At 54.6% G+C, this 20,592-nt stretch carries 25 protein-coding genes and 1 tRNA gene; 14 read left to right on the top strand and 12 right to left on the bottom strand.

The annotated features are described in order from the left end of the window. Nucleotides 1–62 precede the first annotated feature (62 nt). The 8 genes from murB to AC2TDA_RS02085 form a co-directional block, all read right to left on the bottom strand. On the bottom strand, nt 63–989 hold the full coding sequence (murB, locus tag AC2TDA_RS02120) for a UDP-N-acetylmuramate dehydrogenase (RefSeq protein WP_480878652.1): 927 nt from the start codon (nt 987–989) through the stop codon (nt 63–65). Beyond that, entirely contained in the window at nt 986–1,279 is a 294-nt protein-coding gene (locus tag AC2TDA_RS02115; RefSeq protein ID WP_480846383.1) for a hypothetical protein, read from the bottom strand. The genes murB and AC2TDA_RS02115 overlap by 4 nt, the downstream gene beginning before the upstream one ends. Nucleotides 1,280–1,303: 24 nt before the next feature. After that, nucleotides 1,304–1,570: a DUF2484 family protein gene (locus AC2TDA_RS02110; RefSeq protein WP_480846381.1), complete on the bottom strand. Its 267-nt coding sequence runs from the start codon at nt 1,568–1,570 to the stop codon at nt 1,304–1,306. Continuing rightward, on the bottom strand, nt 1,567–1,815 hold the full coding sequence (locus tag AC2TDA_RS02105; protein ID WP_480846380.1) for a DUF2484 family protein: 249 nt from the start codon (nt 1,813–1,815) through the stop codon (nt 1,567–1,569). The genes AC2TDA_RS02110 and AC2TDA_RS02105 overlap by 4 nt, the downstream gene beginning before the upstream one ends. A gap of 79 nt (nt 1,816–1,894) precedes the next feature. Beyond that, nucleotides 1,895–3,304: a UDP-N-acetylmuramate--L-alanine ligase gene (gene murC / locus AC2TDA_RS02100; RefSeq protein ID WP_480878651.1), complete on the bottom strand. Its 1,410-nt coding sequence runs from the start codon at nt 3,302–3,304 to the stop codon at nt 1,895–1,897. Next, the gene (locus tag AC2TDA_RS02095; protein ID WP_480878649.1) at nt 3,301–4,398 is read right to left on the bottom strand and encodes a UDP-N-acetylglucosamine--N-acetylmuramyl-(pentapeptide) pyrophosphoryl-undecaprenol N-acetylglucosamine transferase; all 1,098 of its coding nucleotides are present in this window, start codon (nt 4,396–4,398) and stop codon (nt 3,301–3,303) included. The genes murC and AC2TDA_RS02095 overlap by 4 nt, the downstream gene beginning before the upstream one ends. After that, complete coding sequence (gene ftsW, locus AC2TDA_RS02090) at nt 4,398–5,561, bottom strand: putative lipid II flippase FtsW (protein ID WP_480846377.1); 1,164 nt, start codon at nt 5,559–5,561, stop codon at nt 4,398–4,400. Before ftsW ends, AC2TDA_RS02095 begins: the two co-directional genes overlap by 1 nt. A gap of 358 nt (nt 5,562–5,919) precedes the next feature. After that, a complete protein-coding gene (locus AC2TDA_RS02085) occupies nt 5,920–6,795 on the bottom strand; it encodes a hypothetical protein (protein WP_480878648.1) in 876 nt (291 codons plus the stop codon). A 179-nt stretch (nt 6,796–6,974) separates the two neighbouring features. Here AC2TDA_RS02085 and AC2TDA_RS02080 point away from each other — a divergent pair. From AC2TDA_RS02080 to AC2TDA_RS02065, 4 genes are all read left to right on the top strand, one after another. Beyond that, a tRNA-Thr gene (locus AC2TDA_RS02080) sits at nt 6,975–7,050 on the top strand. Nucleotides 7,051–7,150: 100 nt separating this feature from the next. Continuing rightward, complete coding sequence (locus AC2TDA_RS02075) at nt 7,151–8,467, top strand: tyrosine-type recombinase/integrase (RefSeq protein ID WP_480878647.1); 1,317 nt, start codon at nt 7,151–7,153, stop codon at nt 8,465–8,467. 135 nt (nt 8,468–8,602) lie between these two features. Next, nucleotides 8,603–9,361: a hypothetical protein gene (locus AC2TDA_RS02070; RefSeq protein ID WP_480878645.1), complete on the top strand. Its 759-nt coding sequence runs from the start codon at nt 8,603–8,605 to the stop codon at nt 9,359–9,361. 20 nt (nt 9,362–9,381) lie between these two features. Continuing rightward, the gene (locus AC2TDA_RS02065; RefSeq protein WP_480878643.1) at nt 9,382–10,131 is read left to right on the top strand and encodes a pentapeptide repeat-containing protein; all 750 of its coding nucleotides are present in this window, start codon (nt 9,382–9,384) and stop codon (nt 10,129–10,131) included. A gap of 1,148 nt (nt 10,132–11,279) precedes the next feature. Here the strand turns inward: AC2TDA_RS02065 and AC2TDA_RS02060 are convergent. Both AC2TDA_RS02060 and AC2TDA_RS02055 read right to left on the bottom strand, forming a co-directional pair. Continuing rightward, entirely contained in the window at nt 11,280–11,870 is a 591-nt protein-coding gene (locus AC2TDA_RS02060) for a hypothetical protein (RefSeq protein WP_480878642.1), read from the bottom strand. A gap of 220 nt (nt 11,871–12,090) precedes the next feature. Further along, on the bottom strand, nt 12,091–12,387 hold the full coding sequence (locus AC2TDA_RS02055) for a hypothetical protein (protein WP_480878641.1): 297 nt from the start codon (nt 12,385–12,387) through the stop codon (nt 12,091–12,093). A 325-nt stretch (nt 12,388–12,712) separates the two neighbouring features. Here AC2TDA_RS02055 and AC2TDA_RS02050 point away from each other — a divergent pair, with 325 nt between their 5' ends. Together AC2TDA_RS02050 and AC2TDA_RS02045 are read left to right on the top strand one after the other, a co-directional pair. After that, nucleotides 12,713–13,546: a hypothetical protein gene (locus tag AC2TDA_RS02050; RefSeq protein ID WP_480878639.1), complete on the top strand. Its 834-nt coding sequence runs from the start codon at nt 12,713–12,715 to the stop codon at nt 13,544–13,546. A gap of 386 nt (nt 13,547–13,932) precedes the next feature. After that, nucleotides 13,933–14,124, top strand: a complete 192-nt coding sequence (locus AC2TDA_RS02045) for a hypothetical protein (RefSeq protein WP_480878637.1) — start codon at nt 13,933–13,935, stop codon at nt 14,122–14,124. Nucleotides 14,125–14,352: 228 nt separating this feature from the next. Here AC2TDA_RS02045 and AC2TDA_RS02040 read toward each other — a convergent pair whose 3' ends face one another. Continuing rightward, entirely contained in the window at nt 14,353–14,823 is a 471-nt protein-coding gene (locus tag AC2TDA_RS02040; RefSeq protein WP_480878636.1) for a GIY-YIG nuclease family protein, read from the bottom strand. Nucleotides 14,824–15,141: 318 nt separating this feature from the next. After that, nucleotides 15,142–15,267, bottom strand: coding sequence for a YHYH domain-containing protein (locus AC2TDA_RS02035; protein ID WP_480878634.1), 126 nt, complete (start codon nt 15,265–15,267; stop codon nt 15,142–15,144). A 126-nt stretch (nt 15,268–15,393) separates the two neighbouring features. Here AC2TDA_RS02035 and AC2TDA_RS02030 point away from each other — a divergent pair, with 126 nt between their 5' ends. The 8 genes from AC2TDA_RS02030 to AC2TDA_RS01995 all read left to right on the top strand — a co-directional run bounded on the left by AC2TDA_RS02030 (nt 15,394) and on the right by AC2TDA_RS01995 (nt 20,589). Then, a complete protein-coding gene (locus AC2TDA_RS02030) occupies nt 15,394–15,870 on the top strand; it encodes a hypothetical protein (protein WP_480878632.1) in 477 nt (158 codons plus the stop codon). Between the two features lie 229 nt (nt 15,871–16,099). Then, entirely contained in the window at nt 16,100–17,404 is a 1,305-nt protein-coding gene (locus AC2TDA_RS02025) for a DEAD/DEAH box helicase family protein (protein ID WP_480878630.1), read from the top strand. 92 nt (nt 17,405–17,496) lie between these two features. After that, a complete protein-coding gene (locus tag AC2TDA_RS02020) occupies nt 17,497–17,997 on the top strand; it encodes a hypothetical protein (RefSeq protein ID WP_480878628.1) in 501 nt (166 codons plus the stop codon). A 4-nt stretch (nt 17,998–18,001) separates the two neighbouring features. Beyond that, a complete protein-coding gene (locus AC2TDA_RS02015; RefSeq protein WP_480878626.1) occupies nt 18,002–18,490 on the top strand; it encodes a hypothetical protein in 489 nt (162 codons plus the stop codon). Nucleotides 18,491–18,506: 16 nt separating this feature from the next. Beyond that, nucleotides 18,507–19,241, top strand: coding sequence for a hypothetical protein (locus AC2TDA_RS02010; protein ID WP_480878623.1), 735 nt, complete (start codon nt 18,507–18,509; stop codon nt 19,239–19,241). A 26-nt stretch (nt 19,242–19,267) separates the two neighbouring features. Continuing rightward, nucleotides 19,268–19,885, top strand: a complete 618-nt coding sequence (locus tag AC2TDA_RS02005) for a hypothetical protein (RefSeq protein ID WP_480878622.1) — start codon at nt 19,268–19,270, stop codon at nt 19,883–19,885. Further along, nucleotides 19,882–20,205, top strand: coding sequence for a hypothetical protein (locus AC2TDA_RS02000; RefSeq protein WP_480878620.1), 324 nt, complete (start codon nt 19,882–19,884; stop codon nt 20,203–20,205). Before AC2TDA_RS02005 ends, AC2TDA_RS02000 begins: the two co-directional genes overlap by 4 nt. Nucleotides 20,206–20,307: 102 nt before the next feature. Further along, entirely contained in the window at nt 20,308–20,589 is a 282-nt protein-coding gene (locus AC2TDA_RS01995) for a hypothetical protein (RefSeq protein WP_480878618.1), read from the top strand. Nucleotides 20,590–20,592: the final 3 nt, after the last annotated feature.

The following is a 20,592-nucleotide window of genomic DNA, read 5'->3' as shown; positions in this document are numbered from 1 at the left end:
TACTGCGTTATGCCTTTGATCCGTCGCCTGAATTGCCTGTTTTTGGTCTAACGGTCGGGGCTTCAATCTGTCAGCGGATCACCGACCCGCATGATTTCCCACTCTAGCGTGATGCCGCTTGTTTCGTAAACCTTTTTTCGCACTTCTTCGCCCAGACCTTCGAGGTCCGCGGCCGAGGCATCGCCGGTGTTGATCAGGAAATTCGAGTGCTTTTCACTCATCTGCGCGCCGCCCAGGATTGCGCCGCGCATCCCGGCATCGTCGATCACCTTCCATGCCTTGAGGTCGTGCACGTCATCGGCCCGGCCTGTAGAAGAGAACCCGGCCGGGTTGCGGAAAGTTGACCCGGCGCTGCGATCTCTGGTTGGCTGGGTTTCATCGCGCTTTCTCAACTGAGCTTCCATTCTGGCGTACAATTCTTCAGGATCGCCTGAAGGGCCGGCGAACTGGGCCGATATCAACACCGCGCCATCTGGCAGGTCGGATTGGCGGTAGCGGAAGTTCAGGTCTTCGGGCGCAAGATCCACGACCTCTCCTTGCCGCGTGACGATAGTCGCCTTGCGCAGAACATCAGCCGTATAGCTGCCATAACAGCCTGCGTTCATTCGAACCGCTCCGCCAATGGAACCGGGAATAGTGCGCAGAAAAGTCAGATCAACCCCGGCATCCGCCGCCTTGCGCGCCACATGCGCGTCCAGCGCGGCAGCGCCTGCGGTAACCGTGTTACCCTGAACCGAGATATCGTTGAACCCGCGCCCCAAGCGGATAACTACAGCGCGCAGACCACCATCGCGAACGATAAGATTCGACCCCACGCCCATAGGAAAAACCGGAGTTTCGTCGGGCAAGGCGCGCAGAAATGTTTGCAAATCATCGATGTCCGCAGGTTGGAACAGATAATCCGCCGGTCCACCAACGCGCAGCCATGTAATATCCGACAGCTTTCGCGCCTCGGACAAGCTACCGCGCGTAGTAGGCATCAAGTTCATGCGCCCGCCCGTGCCGCCAGGCTGCGCCCGCCTACTCCGCCCATGATTACGGCGAACAGGAAGGGAAGGACACCGGCGGTCAGCCAGACAAGGGGTCCAAAGGCTTTTTCTTCTTCACCCGTTCCAATGCTTGCCAGCATGACGATCAGGACCAAACCAGCCGCCGAAGTCAAACCGATCAACCACAACAGACCGCGTAGACCGATCCAGCGCCCCGCGACGAAGCCCGCGCCCGCACCGAGGACAAAAGAAATGAGAGGCAAATATGCAAGTGTGGTGGCGTTCACCATGGCGGTTCTCCTGAAGCTGGCCAGCTATTTGTCGGTCGCCTTCATGCCCTGCATTTTCGTCTTTGTCCAACGGGTCATGTAAATCACCGGCCAACGCAGCACAGACATGCCGGCGGCCAGAACGACCAACCCGATCCAGGGACCGTTCTCATAGGTGACAAATCCCAGAATTGGCACTCCCACGGCAATCAGAAAATAGGCGCGGGTCCAATGGTTGTCTTTACTGGGGATCATCGCCAACACGTTGGCGACCAACCCCCACAGACCGGCAAGCGCAATCGACCAGCTCATTCCGGCACCTCTCGTCCGGTCCATTTGCGCCAGTAATACCGGATGGGATTGCGGAACATCGAGACAAAACCGGCGAAGCCCAGAACCGAGATGAACCAGCCATAATCATAGCCCAACCAGACAATCAGAACCGGAGCACAAATCAGCAGAATCAGGCCCGGAGGGAATTGCATGCGCATCGGCAGCATCGCCACGATGGTAGCAAAAATAACCCAAAGGGCTGAAAAGACGACAGATAATTGCATTCGCCCCTCCGAGCCCGTTGCTGGTTATCGCAAGCGCGAAATCACATCCCAAAGTTGTGCACCCAAATGGCCCACAACGTCAAACGGCTTGTTTCCTCTGCAATCTCACAGGCAACCCATTCGCCCAGGCACTGATGGTACCGGCACCGAGACAAACAACCATGTCGCCGGGACGAGCTTGCTCGCGTACGAGGCGTTCGAGGTCATTTTCATCCAACAAGGCCCGTGCGTGGCGATGACCATGGCGGATAAGCCCTTGCACGAGGTCATCTCGACCAGCCCCTTCGATCGGATCCTCACCAGCAGCGAATACTTCGGCGATAGCCACAACGTCGGCGTCGTTGAAGCAGGTGCAGAAATCGTCAAACAGATTTGACAGGCGCGAGTAGCGGTGCGGTTGGTGAACTGCAATCACGCGGCCATCTGTCGCTTGACGGGCGGCCTTAAGAACGGCGGCAATTTCGACCGGGTGGTGGCCGTAATCGTCGATGATGGTAACGCCGTCGATCTCGCCGACCTTGGTGAAACGGCGGTTCACCCCGCCGAAATTTGCCAGCGCCTCGCGGATTTCCGACGCTTTCATACCCAGATGACGAGCAACGGCCACAGCCGACAAAGCGTTCGAGACGTTGTGATCACCGGGCATCGGCAAAGTGCAGCCTTCAATCATTTTGCCTTCATACTGCAGGTGGATGTCGAAATGCGCGACGCCGCCTTTGTACGTCAGGTTTTCGGCGCGAACATCGGCTTGCGCGTTGAATCCATAGGTACGTACGCGGCGATCTGTGATGCGCCCTACAAGCGCCTGCACCTCGGCATGGTCAGTGCAACAGACAGCAAGGCCATAGAACGGCAGGTTCGAAACGAACTCGTGAAAGCCGTCGCGCAGCTTATCGAAGTCGCCCCAATGCTCCATATGCTCGGGGTCGATATTGGTAACGATGGCAATTGTGGCTGGCAGGCGGTTGAAGGAACCGTCGCTTTCGTCAGCCTCGACCACCATCCATTCGCCCTGCCCCATTCGCGCATTCGAACCATAGGCGTGGATGATGCCGCCATTGATCACGGTCGGGTCAAAATCGCCTGCCACCATCAACTCGGCCATCATGGTCGTCGTGGTGGTCTTGCCATGCGTCCCGGCGATGGCGATGTTCGAGCGCAGGCGCATCAGTTCCGCCAGCATGTCGGCACGGCGGACAACCGGCAGGCCCTGCGCGCGTGCTTCATCCAGTTCCGGGTTACCCGGCTTGATCGCGGTCGAAGTGACGACAACAGCGGCGTTCTTTAGGTTCTCGGCTTTTTGCCCCACGAAAATTTCGGCGCCCAGCCCCCCCAGACGGTCAGTGATCTTCGAGGCCTTGAGGTCGGACCCCTGAACCCGATAGCCCAGATTCAGCAAAACCTCGGCAATGCCCGACATCCCGATCCCGCCAATCCCAACAAAGTGAATCGGCCCTACGTCTTGCGGTAGTTTGGTTGCTGGATTCATGTGGTCTCCTTCTGCGCCAATTGCTCGACGAGGGCGACCAGACGCTCGGTGGCATCGGGCGCCCCGACCGACAGGGCGGCATGGGCCATTTTTTGTGCGGCTTCGGGGTTTGTCAGAACGGCGGTGATTTGCTCTGTCAGCGCCGGAACGTCAAGCGCGTTTTCGGGGATCATGATCGCCCCCCCTGCCTGCACCAGTCCGCGTGCATTGGCGGTCTGGTGATCGCCAGCAGCAGCAGCGAAGGGGATCAGGATCGACGGGCGACCGATGACCGAGATATCGGCGACACTGGATGCACCCGAGCGGGAGATAACCAGCTGCGCCTCGGACATCCGGCGAGGAACATCCTGAAAGAAAGGTTTCACCTCGGCCAGGATACCGTGATCTGCATAGAACGCAGTGACACGCTCGCCATCTTCATCGCGCGCCTGGTGGGCAACGCGGACATGCGCGCGCAGCCCATCGGGCAACGCTGCAATGGCGCCGGGCACCTTGTCGCTGAGGATTCGCGCCCCCTGAGAGCCACCCATCACCAGTATCGACATCGGATACTCACCCGGCGGGATATATCCCGCAGCCGCACGGTCCAATACTGCGGCGCGCACCGGGTTGCCAGTGTGAACGCCACTCGCGCCTTCGGGCAGGTCAGTAGGCCAGGCGCCGCAGGCGACATGCGCGACGCGGGTAGCAAACAGCTGGTTCACCCGGCCCAGAACGCCGTTCTGTTCGTGGATCATGCGAGGGATCTTAAGCATGGTCGCTGCGCCCAGCGCCGGGATGGACGGGTAACCGCCAAACCCTACAACCACGTCCGGCCTGTCGCGCATCATCTGGTAAGCCATGCTGGTGACGCCCGCTGCGATTTTCGGACCTGCCATCGCCTTTGCAGCCAGCCCGCCGCGCGCGAAGGTGGCAGAAGACGCCTCGACAATTTCGGTGGAATGCGGAAAGCCGCTGGTATAACGCGCACCACGCGCATCGGTGGACAGGCGCACCCGCCAGCCCTTGTGAAGCATCGCCTCGGCCAACGCCTGAGCGGGGAACATATGGCCCCCGGTACCGCCAGCCGCAATCAAAAGGTAAGGTTTCCCCATTATCCTCTTCCGCGCAGAATATCGCCAAGTTCGCCCTGCGGGCGGTTTCGGGTAAACGCCAGCAGCATTCCAACCGCGATGCCACCTGCAATCAGGGATGAGCCGCCGTAGCTGACAAACGGCAGTGTCATACCCTTTGCAGGCAGCAGGCGAACTGCGACGCCCATATTGATCATCGCCTGAACACCGAACATGCAGGCGAGACCGGTACCCGCAAGACGGATGAACATGTCGCGTTCCCGCATCAGGCGCAGCAACGAACGAACCACGATGATCGAATAGAGTGCGATGATGATCAGCACCAAGATCAGGCCGTATTCCTCGGCTGCGACAGCGATGATGAAATCGGTGTGCGCATCCGGCAAGGACCATTTCACCTGCCCTTCACCCACGCCGACACCGAACAGTCCGCCTTCGCGGATCGCGTTTGTAGCGTAGCCAAGTTGGGTGGTTGGGTCGACCTCCTGATTGAGAAAGCCGTCGATACGCCGGGCAAAGTGTTCCGAGTTCGAATAGGCAAACATTCCGCCAAGAACGACGAAACCCGCCATACCGACCAATAGCAGCATGGGCGCTCCGGCCACGAAATACATCACACCCCAACCAAACAGGATCAAACACGCCTGACCGAAATCGGGCTGCATCACCAACATGGCAACGATGGCCATGCACAGGGCAAAGGACCACAGCCGCCCCGGAGGGCCGTTTATCTCTTGCGACGCAGCCAATAGCCACGCAGCGACCACGACAAAGCCGGGTTTCAGAAATTCCGATGGCTGAAGCGAGGCAAAGCCGAGCGAATACCACCGCACAGCACCTTTGCCGAAATCGGTGCCGAAGATCGGTAGGAAAACCAATGCGACGAACGCTGCCAAAAAGCCCAGAACAGCCAGACGCCGCACCAAAGTGGGCGACATCATCGAGGTCAGAAGCATAGCAATCAGCGCCAACCCGCCGAACAGCGCCTGGCGTTCGACATAGTGGAATGGATCGAACCCGTTCCGCCCTGCCAGAGGCGGCGATGAAGCTAGCCCCAGCAACAGCCCGATGACAAACAGGATCAGCACGCAGGACATCGTCCAGCGATCAATCGTCCGCCACCATTTTGGTAGAATCGGTTCACCGCGCTGGTTCTGGACCGCGCCATACACCATCTCAGTCATGAGATACCGCCACTATCTGCCTCGTCAACGTCCCGTTTTCGGGATCTGATTGAGAGTCTACAGCGAAATTCGCGTTCAGGCCAGCTTCTTGAATGAGCAGCCCTGCAAAAAAACAACCACCTCGCGGATGACCAACGCAGGATCACAGCCTGCCGTTGTGCCAGACTTCCGATCGAAACAGAGCGTACGCCCAAAGCCGCTTCACGTGTAACGCTTCGAAATGAGGCCTAGCCGCTTCGTTTTTTTGTCAGCCGTTAAGGGTTAATGAGCATCGACACCAAAACTCTAGTCAGGCTCCGGTCACCCAATTGGCGCGTCGAACGCACTGTCACTCGACCGAGTTTGCCGCCCCACTTCATTACGGCTTCAGGAACCGAATGTCCGGCATGTTCTGCAGCCGCGCCAGGTCCTGTTCGTAAAGCTCAGTGAAGGCCTCGACGATTTCTTCGCTCCAACCCGGCAAGTGCAATTCTTCTTCGATCGCTTCCGGCAAGGCGTGCGCCTGAAAAACTCCGACCAGCGCATCGCGCAACTTTTTGCCACGTTGTGTCGGCTCATGCTCGATCAACTGACGCAACTGGTGTTTGCCGGAATCCGACAATAAGGAAGACAGCAATCCGTACTCGTTTGTTAACGGAGTGTCGTCCGGCAAGCCTACCATGGCACGCAGTATGTCACCCAAAATCAGCGGAGAATCTTCGTTACTCCATAAGGTGATTTTGATGTCAGGAGCTAGATCACGAATATCTTCAATCACGGTCAGCCAGCTGAGACAGCTCAGATCGGTTGTGCTGAGGACATTGCGGCGTTCCTGCTCGGGAAGCCACATCAGCACCCTTGGAATGAAGGTGCCGAGATTACGTAAGCTAATAAATAACTCAACGGGAAAACCGTCCAACAGATGGCCCAAATGCGCCATGCGTTTACCGGCCAGGGGATAGAGCTGACCGCCGTCAATAACAGACGATTGCTCTCCGATGAAAGCGGCGCAGGACAGAATCGCCCGATCAACAGCACGTCCTTCGGGCATGAGCGATAAGAAGCGCGAAAGCGTTTTGGGTTCTGGATCGCCGCCGCCAGGCACGTTCAGAACCGGTCCGAATATCTGCTTGTAGCGTCGAGGACCCCAGAAAGAACCGCCATTTTGGCCAACTAACGCAGCATTCGCCTGAAGCAGCTTGATGAGCCGCCCCTCATCGGTAAACAAAGCGCCGGCGTGAATAGCCACATGCATGTTTGATTTAGCCCCAATTTCTCAAGCGTCTCTGTCCGAGTTACAGCCTGCGCATAACGCAGTCAAACGCACCCCCAAAAGCGGTTCGGCAGCGGGTTAGAAAAAAATCCGTCTGAGGCTAACAATGTCTGAAATTCGGGCTTGCAGACTCTGTGCTGAATCAGTAATCCACGCCAAGTGCCCCTATAGCTCAGCTGGTAGAGCAACTGATTTGTAATCAGTAGGTCCGCGGTTCGAGTCCGTGTGGGGGCACCACTATCATCACCTCATAGCCTTTATTTCCTTATTTCATTGGGTTATCAGCCCGGAAATTAGGACACAAATGAGGGCACCTTTAATACACAGAGGTGAGAATATGGTGAATCACAAGCTTAAGCATCTGGACAGTTTGCGTGGCGGCAAGACCCTGCGGTATCGTCGCCGTTGGCCCAAGGACATCGCTGATCAAATGGACAGCGCTACCCTGATTGTGTTCCTGAAGAACAAATCTGGTTCGAAGATGGTGCAAGAGCACGCGGCAATTGACGCTATGTTCGAGAAAACCGTTCAGACAATGCGTGAGCGGCTGACCGGATTGGACGCCAGAACCCCCGGCCAAAAGTTCCATGAGGCTGCCTTGAAGGCCGCAGGACTGTTGGAAGGCGTCAAAGGTCTGGATGAAGACGACCCTTGGTTACGCGGCCACCTTGCGGACACCACCCCTGACCCGATGGTTAAGGAAATCCTCACCAATCCTAAAGCCAAACCTCCAGCCCCCACAGTGGCCGATGGTGTTGACATGTATCGAACCCTTCGTTGCGCTGACAGTAAGGCCAAGCGCACTCGTCTGGACCGCCTAGCGGGGACCCTGAAGGCTGTTTGGGGGCCATTGGATAAGTTGCCCTTAGAAAAGCTCAAGCGCGCTCACGGGCGCGATCTGGTCGACCAGTACAAATCCCATCGGAAGAGCAATGGGGAACCACTCAGCGCCGACACAATAAAACGAGAGGTAGGGCAAGCCTCGGCGCTGATCACCTTGGCCCTGCGTGAGAACGATCTGGCGGGCAAGGTCGCTAACCCGTTGGATGGCATTGAGTTGCCTAAAGCGTCTACCCGAAAGGCCGACAAAAGGAAGCCCCTGAGTGACGACGAGTTTGTCAAGGTTTCTGACCGCCTCAAGCCGATGGCGTCCGAACTCTGGCCTCTGTGGTCCCTGATGAGCCTTGGTGTTCATGCTAAGGAACTTTGTTTTCTCGAAAGGCAGGACGTTGATCTAGAACGCGGTATAATCCACATTCGAGCAAATACCTTGCGGGGCGAACTCAAAACCCAGAGCCGTGACCGTGATGTACCCCTTACGCCAAGCACTCAGGAAGCCGCTAGGGAGGCGCTAAGAGTTGCTGGGGAGGGTGAGCCTACTGACGCCTTGTTTGCGCGCTACAGCCGGGGTGAGAGAGGTGCGGACAGCCTGACCGGGCTACTCAATAACAAACATATCAAACCGCTAGGCATCGACAACACCACTTACGGTCTTCGCCACAGGGCAGCATCGAAACTACGTGCTGCGGGTGCTGAGCAGGTGATCATTGATCGCTGCTTAGGTCATTCAATCCAGGGTGAAGGGGCGAGTGTCTATGGCGGCGATGAACGAACTGAACAGGTTCGCGAGTGGCTGGTGAACGCTGGTCTTTAAGTCCACTGAAGAGTTACTGCGCAGGTCGCTTCTGACCTTGGATGAAATGGTGGATGCTTGTCGCTTCGGTTGAACTACTGCTTTCGAGGTACTACATTTTGTGGTGAAAAGCGTATTGCGCGCGAGGGCTGGCATTTGACTGAAGTAAATTTCAAGACTGAAGACAAAAACTCACTGACGGAACTTTCTGAGCTTCGCTTTGAAGTAAAGGAAAGTGACCAGACCTTTAGCCTGAATTGCCGATTGCGATTTGGGACAATGCACTATCAGCACAATGACAGGGATTACGAGGTGGGCGTTAGCCGGGCTTTCCTGCGGCTCAATCTTGAAGGATGCGAAACTACCCTTGATGAAACTTTCGGTGAAAGCGTTCTCGAAGCGGTAGAAGAATATGACACGGTGGAAACGGAAGCAGCAATTGGCGTTTCCGGTGGGGTAGGCTTGTCTTCTAGTGGCAACGTGGACGGCTCAGCAGCTCTCAGCGGTGCAGCGAATAGCAAAGTAACGCGACATCGCGCTAGGTCGAAGACAGACTTGCCTGTTGTCGCTAGGCCGAACAACTGTTGGGAGATTAAACCCGCTGACGTTTTGGGTAAGGTTGACGCCAAAATCGACGGCACGGCTATTCCCAGTGCAAGGCTCTGCGTCTTGCGGCGGAAAAAGGGCGGGAACCGCATGTCCGTCATTGCAGAGGTGCAGGTGACTAGGAACGCGATAAAAGTCTCGGCTAGCCGTGGAAACAAGATGGGCAAAGCGCTGAGCGAATGGCAAAACAAGGACGCCATTGTTTCTCAAATTCTCAAACGGGCCATCCAGCGTGAAGCAGCGATCAGCTATGAAAATGGATCAAACGCGGTTGTAGCTATTTCGCGCTGCGAGATTGCAGAAGAATGATGCGGCTTGCTGAGGATATCTTGACCCCCGAAGAGCTTGAGGCGATTGAACTCGTTTCAAATAGTGACAACCCGCGTTTCGATTTTCTCGTGAAGCTATCAGGATTGGACCCAAAGCATGACTTCACGCATTCCGACCTAAGAAGACTTAACATGTGCGGTGCTGACCTGCGTGGTTTTGATTTTACTGGGTCCGATCTGAGACACTGTGCAAAAAACGCGAACACGCTAATGGATGACACCACTGTCCTTAACGACGCTGTTACGGACTGGATAGAATTGGAAGCCCTCCCCATCGTTTTAAAGATGCAAGAGGTAGAGGCCGCCACTGGGTCGGAGAAGAGAATTGCAGTCCTGAACGAGCTAGTGGGCGAATTTGGTAAGTCGACCCACGTTGTTACCTACATGGTCGCCGCTGCATCCAATGCCGACACACTCGATGAGTTTATCGACTTCGCATTGTTTCTGCCCCCCGAATTTTCCGAAGCGCAGGCGGAGCAACTTCGTAGTACCGCTGTAAAATTGCTTAAGAAGAAGTTGTCGCGAAGCAAGAGCCGAACAAGGCGGGATACGACAGCAATCTTTGCGTTGGAAAACATCGCTGAACGCCTCAAGGAAGGTGAAGGTACCTTGGCGGCAAAGATGTTCAGCCATCTGGCGGATACCGTTAACTCCAAACAGCAAACCATACAATTGGGTGGAACGGCACATATAGAACGTACTGACATGGAAAAGGCATTTGGGAAGATCGGGAGAGATGAACTCTCCTAGGGGTCAATTTTTCCTATATAAATAAGGCCCTTAAGGCCCCGCTCCCGTTAGAAAAAAGTTTTAGTTCAGTCCCTTCTTAGTGGGCACCATCAGGGGACACTCAAGGGTCGCATTCGCTCCGAAAGACCCATTGAGGATTGACGATCGCTTGCCATCACTTCCGGCTGATACTTCATCACCATGTTCGCAAGAACAGGTAAGTCTGCAACTTAAGGTTAGCATCTGATAGGGCACTTGAATAATTCAGGTACACCATCACGGGCACCTTATAACCTTTCGGCTTTGGTTGATTGAAGAGAATGATCGAACCCTAATCAACCATCTCACGCCCCTCAGGACGCCCCACAGCAAGCCGACAGGGAACCTTAAGGGGAGGCCATCAGTGTCATCGGTAGGGGGAACCTACAGGTGAGTTTAAAGGTTGGCTGTACAGGCGGCCCCAAAAAGTGCTGCTAACGTGTTGGTGAAGCTGGGAAACCCTCTGGTCATCAATGGTCTTTCCTAGCATCCGCGTTTCCCTGAAAAGGCGAAAAAATGTGAATGCTAGAGATATATATAGATGCCGCGCGTACCCCCCGGTGCCCCCCATCATCGCCTCTTCACACAGCCGTCAGGGGACACTTCAATCCACTTTTTGAGGCCGAGCATGGGCACCATGTCACCGCTGGGCGTCACCACGTTAAACTCAGACCCCTTGTTTAATTGGCCTTCGCGCCAATGTGCCGAGGATTGTAAATCACCTGACGCCGCTTGAGGTGTCCTAATCGTGTACCATCAGGCACCATAAGGTGAGACTTGGGGTAGGCCGAGTACGTTAGGCAGGCCGGTCTTTTTTCTGAGCGGCTGGGCGTCTGTGCAATGGGGCGTACAGACCTGCACTCCTTTAGTAGACATTTCTGCCACAACCTCAGGAACCCGTCAGGTCACCGTAATACAACACCTTTTGGTATCACATTGGACGATCATTCAAGGTCGTGTCATCATCTACCGTGAAGTGACGCCATCTGGTGCCGCGCAGGGGACAGAGTAGGCGCACCCTCTGTCCATGACGACAGCTAAGCGGACTAAGTGCGATTTCGTAGCAGGCGATTTAACGGCTGCTATTTCAGAAATGGTGCATCTTGTATTCTCGCCGTCATCTTTACGAACTAACTGCGCACCTCCTCTACGCTGGATACCCGCGTAGCCCAACCATTTCCATGCCCTTGCATCAAAAGGCTCGAGCCGGTTAGGATGCTGGCTATAGGGACACCAACACAAATATTCCCACCTGATGCGTACCACGGTCCAAAGTGGGCGCGATGGCGACATCCACTAAATCTCGAACGAATAAGATCAGACGCTCCAATCACCCGAGCCTCCACCGTCACTGGTTGAGAACCTAGCTGAATGGATAAATTCGGTATTCCCCATCCTAGTGCAGACAACGTCATCGCATAAAACACACCACTCGTTAACAGGGCCGATAACTTGGTTTTGGAGGAGGCAAACCCACCCGACAGATACAAATGGAAGTAGCCTCCAATGGGCGCTGAGATAAACGCAAAGAAATGTGCGATCAGAAAAATCCAGTTAGGCGGATGGGTGTGGACACCAAGGCCTTTTGCCCTTTCATTCATAGTGGCGGCAGCAATAATCACTAGCATAGTGAGCAGCCAAATACTGCCAAATCGCATAAATTGACGTGTAATCGGTGTCGCTTTGGAGATTCGGTGTTGGATGTGCTCTTCGTCTATCATGATAGGCACATAGGCAATCGATTGGGCGAAAAAATGGCGAAACACGGCGTTGAAGAAGTTGAGTTTTGATTTGAACGCTGGGCCTAAGCTAGTCGCAAAACCGACGTTGGCTGCGCTGAAGAATAGCTGTCAAAATGGGCTCAGAGTGGTCATCTGACATATTCAATAGGACATTGACCCGGTTCTAACAGCCCCAAAGCCTGCTACGCGGACAAAGCGGTCATCCGCTTTGCACAAAACTCTCGCTTGTGAAGCAGTCAAAACAAACAAAAACATATACCATGCCTACGTCTGCGAGGCACACTTCATCACCGACTGAGTCTATCTGAGCGTAGAAGGTCATTTCACTACCGCAGCTCTTGCAAACTTGCCTATACTCAGCTTGAACAAAATCGGGCTTACCACCGATTTTCGAGCGTTTTCCGACGGATGCGTCAGCCCACTTGAAGCCAATTGCTCGCTCAGCCTCCATTGTAGCTGCCTGCATAACAAGTGGGATTTCGGGTATCTTTTTCATAGGGCCTCGCTGACTGTGAGTTGCTGGTATCATGCGAAGGTGCACGCTTCGTCACAAGGCCAGCAAACGAATTCAGTTCAAAGTATTAGGGTTCTGCTCAGTGGGTTTGGGCTCAGAGCGGTCATCTGACATATTCAGTAGGACATTGACCCGGTTCTAACAGCCCCAAAGCCTGCTGTGCGGACAAAACTGCCATTCATTAGTGTTGCGCCAATGATCACTTTCGCTCAATTAGGCATTGCTATGCTTAGTAGTTTTTCGCGTTCCACCATTGCAGACCAATCTGACTTTAAACTGCCTGGGATTTTTCGAGAAGAGGTTTTAAATGACGTTGATTTACATCCACCACGACGAGAAGAGTAATTGCTTCGAACTATTTTCTGACAGTGTTGTCAGCTCTCAAGGTCAGGAAATTACGGACATTTTCCCAAAAATAAACATATTGAACATACGTTCCAGATCTAACGACCATGGCGGCTTTGTGCAGGATACGCAGCTAGGCTATGCGTTTGCAGGGAGCACACTGTCTGCACAAGCAATTTTTACCAGTGCCGCAGCGTTTCTTCAGAACCTTGCTGCAAGCAATAATGCGCTCCTCTCAGTTGAGGATGCTTGTAATTTGGCCGCAAAGATCGCGCATATCCAAATAAGCAAGATCGCGGAGCTGAAGCAGAAACCCGAAGATGCATTTGCCAAAATAGTGATTACGGGGTTCTGTCCTGTCGCGAACAGGGTAACAGCTCATATGATCACCCCCAAGCTCGCGGATGGGAATTTTGAGATCAGTGTAGAGGAAGTTGTCCCTTGCAACGCTCAAACTCCTAACGAGAAGAACGTCTTTGGGAGTGACCCCGCAGAGTTCTTCGACTATGCCAAGTCACACGAGGAATTGGGGCCATTCGAGCTTTTTTCAGGTTTCCTGAAGCAATGCGAAAAAAAAGATGTTGGTGGATATGTGCAATATGGGGTCGCTCATGCTCTGGGTTTCGAGATATGCCCCGTTGTCGAAGTTGCCGAGCAAGACGGCACTAGGGTGATTTCAGGGTTTAGACAAATGGCGGGAATAGGCTTGGACACAGACAACCTGATTTCTAACCCTACGCATGAGGAAGACCGGATAGTTATTGGTCGCCTGTTTCGTGGCTCCCTACCTGTGTAAGTAATGAAGCGAGTTCTCTCCTTCTAAATCCCGCGAAGAACTACTGCTACCATAAACCAGAAGGCTCTCATTTCCGGCGTTTAGCTGCCCCTTGTGCACTGCGCAGCATTGAACGAATTGGGCTCACAGCAGACATTAGCAGGTTTGCGGTAGTCGGCGTGCCTACAGATGCCGAGCGGCGAATGATGCGGAAGCTAAAGGCCGTGGCGTAACCCCCCAAACACAGACGAAGAGACGCGCCTCAACGCTGCCCGAAAGGGGGTCTCTCCACCTGCGGGAAGTTCCCGAAAACGCTATAAAAATAAGGGGTTGACGGCGATTCCTTGTGGATTCATCTATGCGTTGCATCGCATCGGTGCGGAACTACCAATAATAGGAATAGTAGAATGATCGTCTTTGACTTTTGCGTCGGCCCCTTTGACCTGCTCGTCGAGCGTGAGGCCCGTTCAGTGCCCTTTAAGGTGACCCGTGAGGGACCGGGAGAGGTATTTGTTGATGTTGGCCGTTACAGGCTGACCTTCACGAACCACAAGAAGTTTGAGGCAGGACGTGCGGCGGCCTCGGGCACCCTCGGGTAAAGGAAGGTGAGACTTAAGGTGCCCCTCTGGTGGTGTGAGGAGTGCCTTAGGTCGAGCAAAGTGGTTTGCGAATAGGATGGACGGTGGTGGGCAAGTTACCAGTCACGTCATCAGGTTTGACATCAGGAGCGACGTTTCAGTTCTTCTGATGCCAACCTTCAGGGAACTGCTAGGCCGCTTTAGCGTGGATGCAGAGAGCCAACAGCGGCGTTCGCTTCCACCACTATGTCACTGCTGACCTTCTTCTTCGTCAGGTAGCCTACTATAGATAGATTTCACCATATCCTGTAAAGGCGGGTACACATGTTCCTCGTCCCAGTGTTGGGCAAATTTTTGGGCTTCACCGAATCTTGGCCCCTGCCTATTGAGAGGTGGTTCTGCTCCAATGATGAGAATGCCTTCAAGGCTGTTTAGAACTTGGGCGACCTCGATTTGCAGTTGCGGTACGTCAACGAGCCTAGGAGCATCTTGCTCGGCAAAAAGCACGGGCTTAAGGCCAAACCATGAAAATTTGGTCCATCGCTCTGCTAGATCATTGCCAGTGTGCGCTCGTAGTCTGTCAAAAAGCGTTGCGTTACCAAAACCCGCTTGCCCCACATAGAGAAGCTTAAAGTTATTGTCGTAGAGACAGTAAATCCCCACCTGATCGCGAAAGTCGATGACTTCGGCGTTGCGATTCCGAACGATCTCTCCCTTCAAGCTTCCTCGGTAAGCGCCTCTTCCGCCTCGGCCAAAGTTCCAATGAACTCCGTCTCTTGACCAAAACAAGCCATAGTTCTGAATCATATTAGGTGACTACCTACTCTACAAATTTCTGCCATGTGTGCGAAAGCCTGAACACGATATCCCCACTCAATAACAATTTTTTTACAACGTCGGCTTTCACCGCTCACTTACTGTCGAACGAGACACTGCATTCGGTAGAGAGGGCTTTTTGCGGACATTTGTAGGTCAACAAAGAAGAGTTTTCTGGAGATTGAGGCCTCCCCAGATGTGGGAGAGACCTCGTCATCTGCTTCAGTGGCAGTGGTAACCACCAGTTTTGTGATTTTTATGGCAACCGTCTTTGTTAGTCCCGCCTGAATGAGCGAGAGCCGAACTTGCAATGATGGCTGCAACAGCAGCAACGATAATTGTCTTCACAGTATAAACTCCAAGTTGAAATGCGCGTCCGTGCAAAAGGTTAACGCGCGAAGACACTGAATTCTACAAGGAACTTGTCTTTTCTCGCTCTCCATCTCATAGCGGGTAGCCCTGACGGCTGACGCTGTGCGCGCCAAAGCCATCAACCAAATGCACCGTGAAGTGGTGGCGTTAGGTCGCACCGCTAAGGAAATCGCAGCGTACATCGGAGAAGAACTGATCGCGGTGAAGGACAGCCCAGACATCAAGCATGGGCAGTTCAAGCCGTGGGTCGCTGACCATTGTTCGTTCAGCTACCCGCAGGCAAACCGATACATGAAAGCGGCAAAGGTAAAAGTCTCGTCGCCGAGATTTTTCAACGAATGCCAAACGCTGGAAGAAGTGGTCGGTCACAAACCCAAGACAGTCCCCAAGCCCGACACCCGAGCGGCGACCCTCAACGATCTCCGTAAGGTCGAACGTCTGCGTGCCCTAAGGGACAACCCAGCGGCGACTGAAGGGGAGAAGAAGGCGGCTCAACACAAGCTGGATGAGATAGGTCTGCGGAAGACTAACGACTACAACGTTGAGCGTTCTCTGGGTGAACTCCGTAAATATGAATAATCTTCAGTAACTTAGTTCATTTCAGCGTGTTTGTTCGGGTAATTCACCCCCACTATTGCACAAACAGAACCGCCCCATTCGCGGTTTAGATGCGCCCTTGCGGCATTTCTTATCCTTTGGCCGTCAGGGGACCTTGGCGGGCGTCTTTTTTGTTTGCTCCGGGACGCCCGCCGCATTTCCTTTATCACTCCCATCTTCCCAATCCCCTGTCACCGAAAGGAAGGTAGACATGACCAAGATTACTTTCATTGACCGTCCTTGCGGAACAGGAAAGACCACCGAACTCATCAACGATCTGAAACAGTGGAACCCCGATACGCACAAGCCTGTGCTGGTGGTGACCCCGCGATTGTCAGAAGTCCAGAGGATAGTATCTGGTGCCCCTGAAGCCATGCTCACGGTCCCCGAGGGTGCCAACAAAACGATAGACATCGAAGGGCTGCTAAAGGCTGGCCTGAACATCGTCTGCACGCATGCTCTTTACATCCGCCTTGAGCGTCTCGCGTTGGATGGCCTGCTTGATAGCTACCGTCTGGTGATCGACGAATGCCCGACGCCTCTTGAGATTGGCCCCGCCATCAGCAAGCGAAACTTTCAGGAACAGGTGTTGGACACAGGCTTTGCCAGCGTGGACCCGTTCACCCGAAAAGTCACCGCGAACCCGCAGTGGCTTCAGTACATGACGAATACCGGCCTGATGGGAACCTTAGGGCGACTGTTGAACGAAGCCTTAAGGGGTCGCCTCTTCGTTGCTGAAGATGGTCGGCCTATCGTTCTGGCAATCCCCACGGCTTTGCTTACGGCACCCTCAAGCTTGACAATCCTGACCTATCTCACAGAGGGCAGCATGATCGCCGCCTATCTCGACCGGATAGGTGCCACCTACGAGGTCCAGAAGTGGGCAGGTGAAGCTGACTGGATATGTGCCCAGCGCGACCTGATCTCTATCGAAACGATGGACCTGCCGACCGTCAAAGGGAAGCCCATGAAGCTGACCCATAGCGCCCAGACCAAACGGCTGCCTCCCGGTGTCGCTAAGACGCTGGGCAGCAAGCTCCGCAAGATGTACTTTGACGGCCCCCTCAGGGGCACCCCGAAGGAAAACATCATGATCACCTGCGCAGCTAACCTCTACTTCGATGGTGGTGCCGACAAACGCAGGAAAGCCAGTGCGATGATGAAAAGCACCGGGCTGTATGGGCGCTGGTCTGAGACAGACGGGCAGTGGAAAGTGAAGGGCGGCCTGCAATGGGTTGCCAACCAGACCAGAGGCATCAACGACTACATCAACTGTTCACATGCTTTCTACCTGTACGACCAACACCCGAACCCCGTTCTGTGCAGCTATCTCAAGAAGGACCCCGACAAGTGGGGCGAACAATATGCCCTGACAGAGTTGGTGCAGTGGCTCTATCGTTCCCGCGTTCGGGTAGGGGAACCCGTCACAGTTTATGTCCCGTCTGACAGGATGAGACGCATCCTGACTGATTGGCTCAACTCAGTCCAACCTAAACGGCTGCCGTTAGCTGCTTAAGCAAAACCCGTCAGGTTCACCATCACACCCAAATACCTGGCCCTGCCTTTCTGACCGAAGGTGGGGTCTTTCTATTTCGAAAGGATACCACCATGCCGAAAGCTATGGTGCCCCCAAGGACGGGACCGAAGAAGCGCGTGCTTATTCCCGGCAAAATCAAAGGCCGCAGGGCAAGGACTGAGTTCGCCCGCCAGCGGTACATGACACCGATGCAGAAGGACGAAGCTGAACAAAAGGCGCTGCGGTCCAACAGTCACCCCATAAGGCGCATGCAAACGACCCGCTTAGAGAACGCCATAAGGGACATGTTCGGGGACGTCGACGTGGGCCGCATGCTGGACAAGATGAGAGATCGCCGGTCCGCCCTTGGCTATGAAGGCCATAAGCTGCCCGTGAACGTGCCCGTAAGGTTGAAGCCAACCACCTATGTCCTGCTGGACATTGTTCGTGAACGCTTCGCTGAGGCACATCCAGAAATTCCGTTCGAACTTGGCAACCAAGAGATTGTCGCGGGCCTCTTGGCGAAGAGTTTAGAGGTCATCGCCGCCTCTGAAGACGACGTATTCAGCGATACTCTCCCCACAAAAGGATAAGACTATGAACGCCAAACGTATTGTTGTGGTGAACCGCCCCAGCAAGCAAGCACCAACCGCTGAGTATAGCGGTGATGACTTTTGGAAAATTACCAAGACGGAAGACGCCCACCTGTTTTCCTTTGAGTGGCGCGACCACAAGCAAGCGCTGTGGAAGGTGGTTGTGAGCCATGTTGACCCCATCACCCTATACAACCGCGTCCGCGTTCATTTCGCTACGGAGGCTGGCGAGGATGCCGAGCGAGTGGACCTTCGCGGGGACATTAGCAACGCGCTACTGAGAACGATCTACGGCAACGCCAAAGGTCACTTCACGGGCATGAAAGCGCCCAACTCAGGGCCATCCTTAAAGGAACGCCTGAACGCAGAACTGGCGGCTGGAGAAATCGCTGCCGAGCGGGTCGAGCAGATCAAGAACACCGTCGAGAAGTGCAAGCGTCGGAACTTCAACCGCATCGTCCGTGAGAAAGCACAGGCACAACCCAACACCTGAAAAGGATTGAATGAGAATGAACCCATATGAAGGCATGAGCCTAGAACAAGCCGCCGCCGCTATGGAAGCGCAAGGCGTCACTAATGGCATCAGTATGGAAAGCGGCGTTACCGGCGCTGGTGAGTTCACCGCTGATCAGGAAACGCCCAACAGCATGACGGATACCATCCGCAACGATGGCGGCGTGCAGACTATTGAGATTGAACCCGGCAACCCCGCTAGTCGTACTTCCATTGAGGCCGCTTTGGCCGCTGGCCTGATCACCAAAGAACAGCTTGAGGTGAACCCTAAGGTAGCACCTGAAGATAAGTCCGATGGTTCCGGCGATGATGACGCCATTGACAAAGCACTGGGTCCGCAAGACCTGAACGAACTGCTGGGTGAAGAGAACACAGAAATTGTGAACTCGCTGATCAACAGCATGGGCGCGGACGCGACAGGCGACATTCTGGGACAAGCCATTGAAGACGGCGGCTTGATTGACGTTGAGGCTATCCGCGATGCGCTTGGAGAAGGTGCCACCCATGAGGCTGTTGAAGATGCCGTTAACGATATAGCTGATGTGCTAGAGGATGGTCTTGACTACCTGAGCGAACAAATCGCCGCCGCAGGTATGGACCCCGATACGGCGGCTCAAGTCATAGCAAGCGACCCCGAACTTCTGGCTGAAGGTAAAGCTGCCTTTGCCGAGTTCCTGACCGATGGGTCGATGACAGGCATCAAAGCCGTTCTCGACAAGGTCTACGCATAACCCCCCCCGAAAAGGATTTACTAACCATGAATGAACAAGACCAATTCCTGCCCCAAGGTATCCGCTCGTATGAACTGCAGGAAGAAGCCCTGCGGGCGGCCCGTGATGTCGCTGCTAAGGAACTCTCTGAGAGCATCGCTAAGGAAGCCGAAGCCACGGCTGAGCGGCTGAAACAAGAGCGCTTGCGTGCAGGTGGCACTGAGGCCGTGGTTCAGGACGCCTATATGGAACTCGTGAACCAACGCGCTAAGGACGCCGAAGAGGCAGCCCTGAATGTCGTTGAGAAAGTGCTGGAACCGTCTGAAATGAAGTTCCACTTTGTACGGCGCGGTAACGTGGTCTTACAGGAATCCGGCCCTATTCCCGCAGGCCAAGAGGGCAGCCCATACTACGGCTATACATACGCTGAAGTTGAACCGCCCGCCGACCCCGTGGCTGAAGCCGTGAAGGCTGCCAAGGAAGCCAAGGACGCCGAGTTCAACAAGCATCGTAGCGTGATGCTTCGACAGGCCGCTGCTCAGGACGCCGACACATCGAAAAGTGCAGTCCTTCCCAAGACCGATGCGGAACGGATTGCAGAGCTTGAGGCACAGGTTGCAGACCTTACCGCCAAGTCCAAGCGGAAAGCATATGGTTCCAAATGAGCGAACGTGACGACCACTACGAAGGCATCGAAGAAATCAGAGCTTTGTTGAGAGAGAAGTTCCGCGACGGCCTAAAGAACGGTGTCCCTGATATTGACCCTGTTACTGGTGAGGTCATCTCTCGCTCTGAGCCTAAAGCAAGCTGGATGGCGGAAGCACAAAAGTTCGTTAATTCCGAAGACAAGAAACGTGACGCTGAAGAGGCCGAAGCCAAAGAGAAGGCACGGCGTGATAACGCCTTAAAGGAAGCCCTAGGTGAACTGCCTGAGTTCCCCGAGGACGAGGACAACGCACCCCTTACTCCCCCCACCATCAACTGACCCTTAACACGCCCCTGATGAGGCCCTGAGCGGCTACTGCGGTTTACCCCGTGGTGGTTGCTTGGGGCCTCTCTGCGTTCCGGGTCTCAGAGAGAAAACACAATGACTTACACCGACATGATCACCGCCCTAGGGGCGGCCCATAAGGAACTCCGAGAGGCTGGTCTTAGGGCGTCTGATGCCCGCGTTGAGATTGAAGCCGTGGCGCACCGTATGGCTGAGTTTGAAGGTTCCGAGATCGACGCCAAAGTGACGGCTCTGAACTACGTTGAAGCCAAAGCCAACCTCGACATTGCTGAGCGCGTAAAAACCGCAGCCCGTGATGAATTCGACCGTTCTTACCTTGTCCTGTTGCAGGCAGGGGTTCCCCAATTCGAAGGATAATCC

The organism is Ruegeria sp. HKCCD6426, from assembly GCF_057221115.1.
This window is presented reverse-complemented; position numbering and strand designations above follow the sequence as displayed.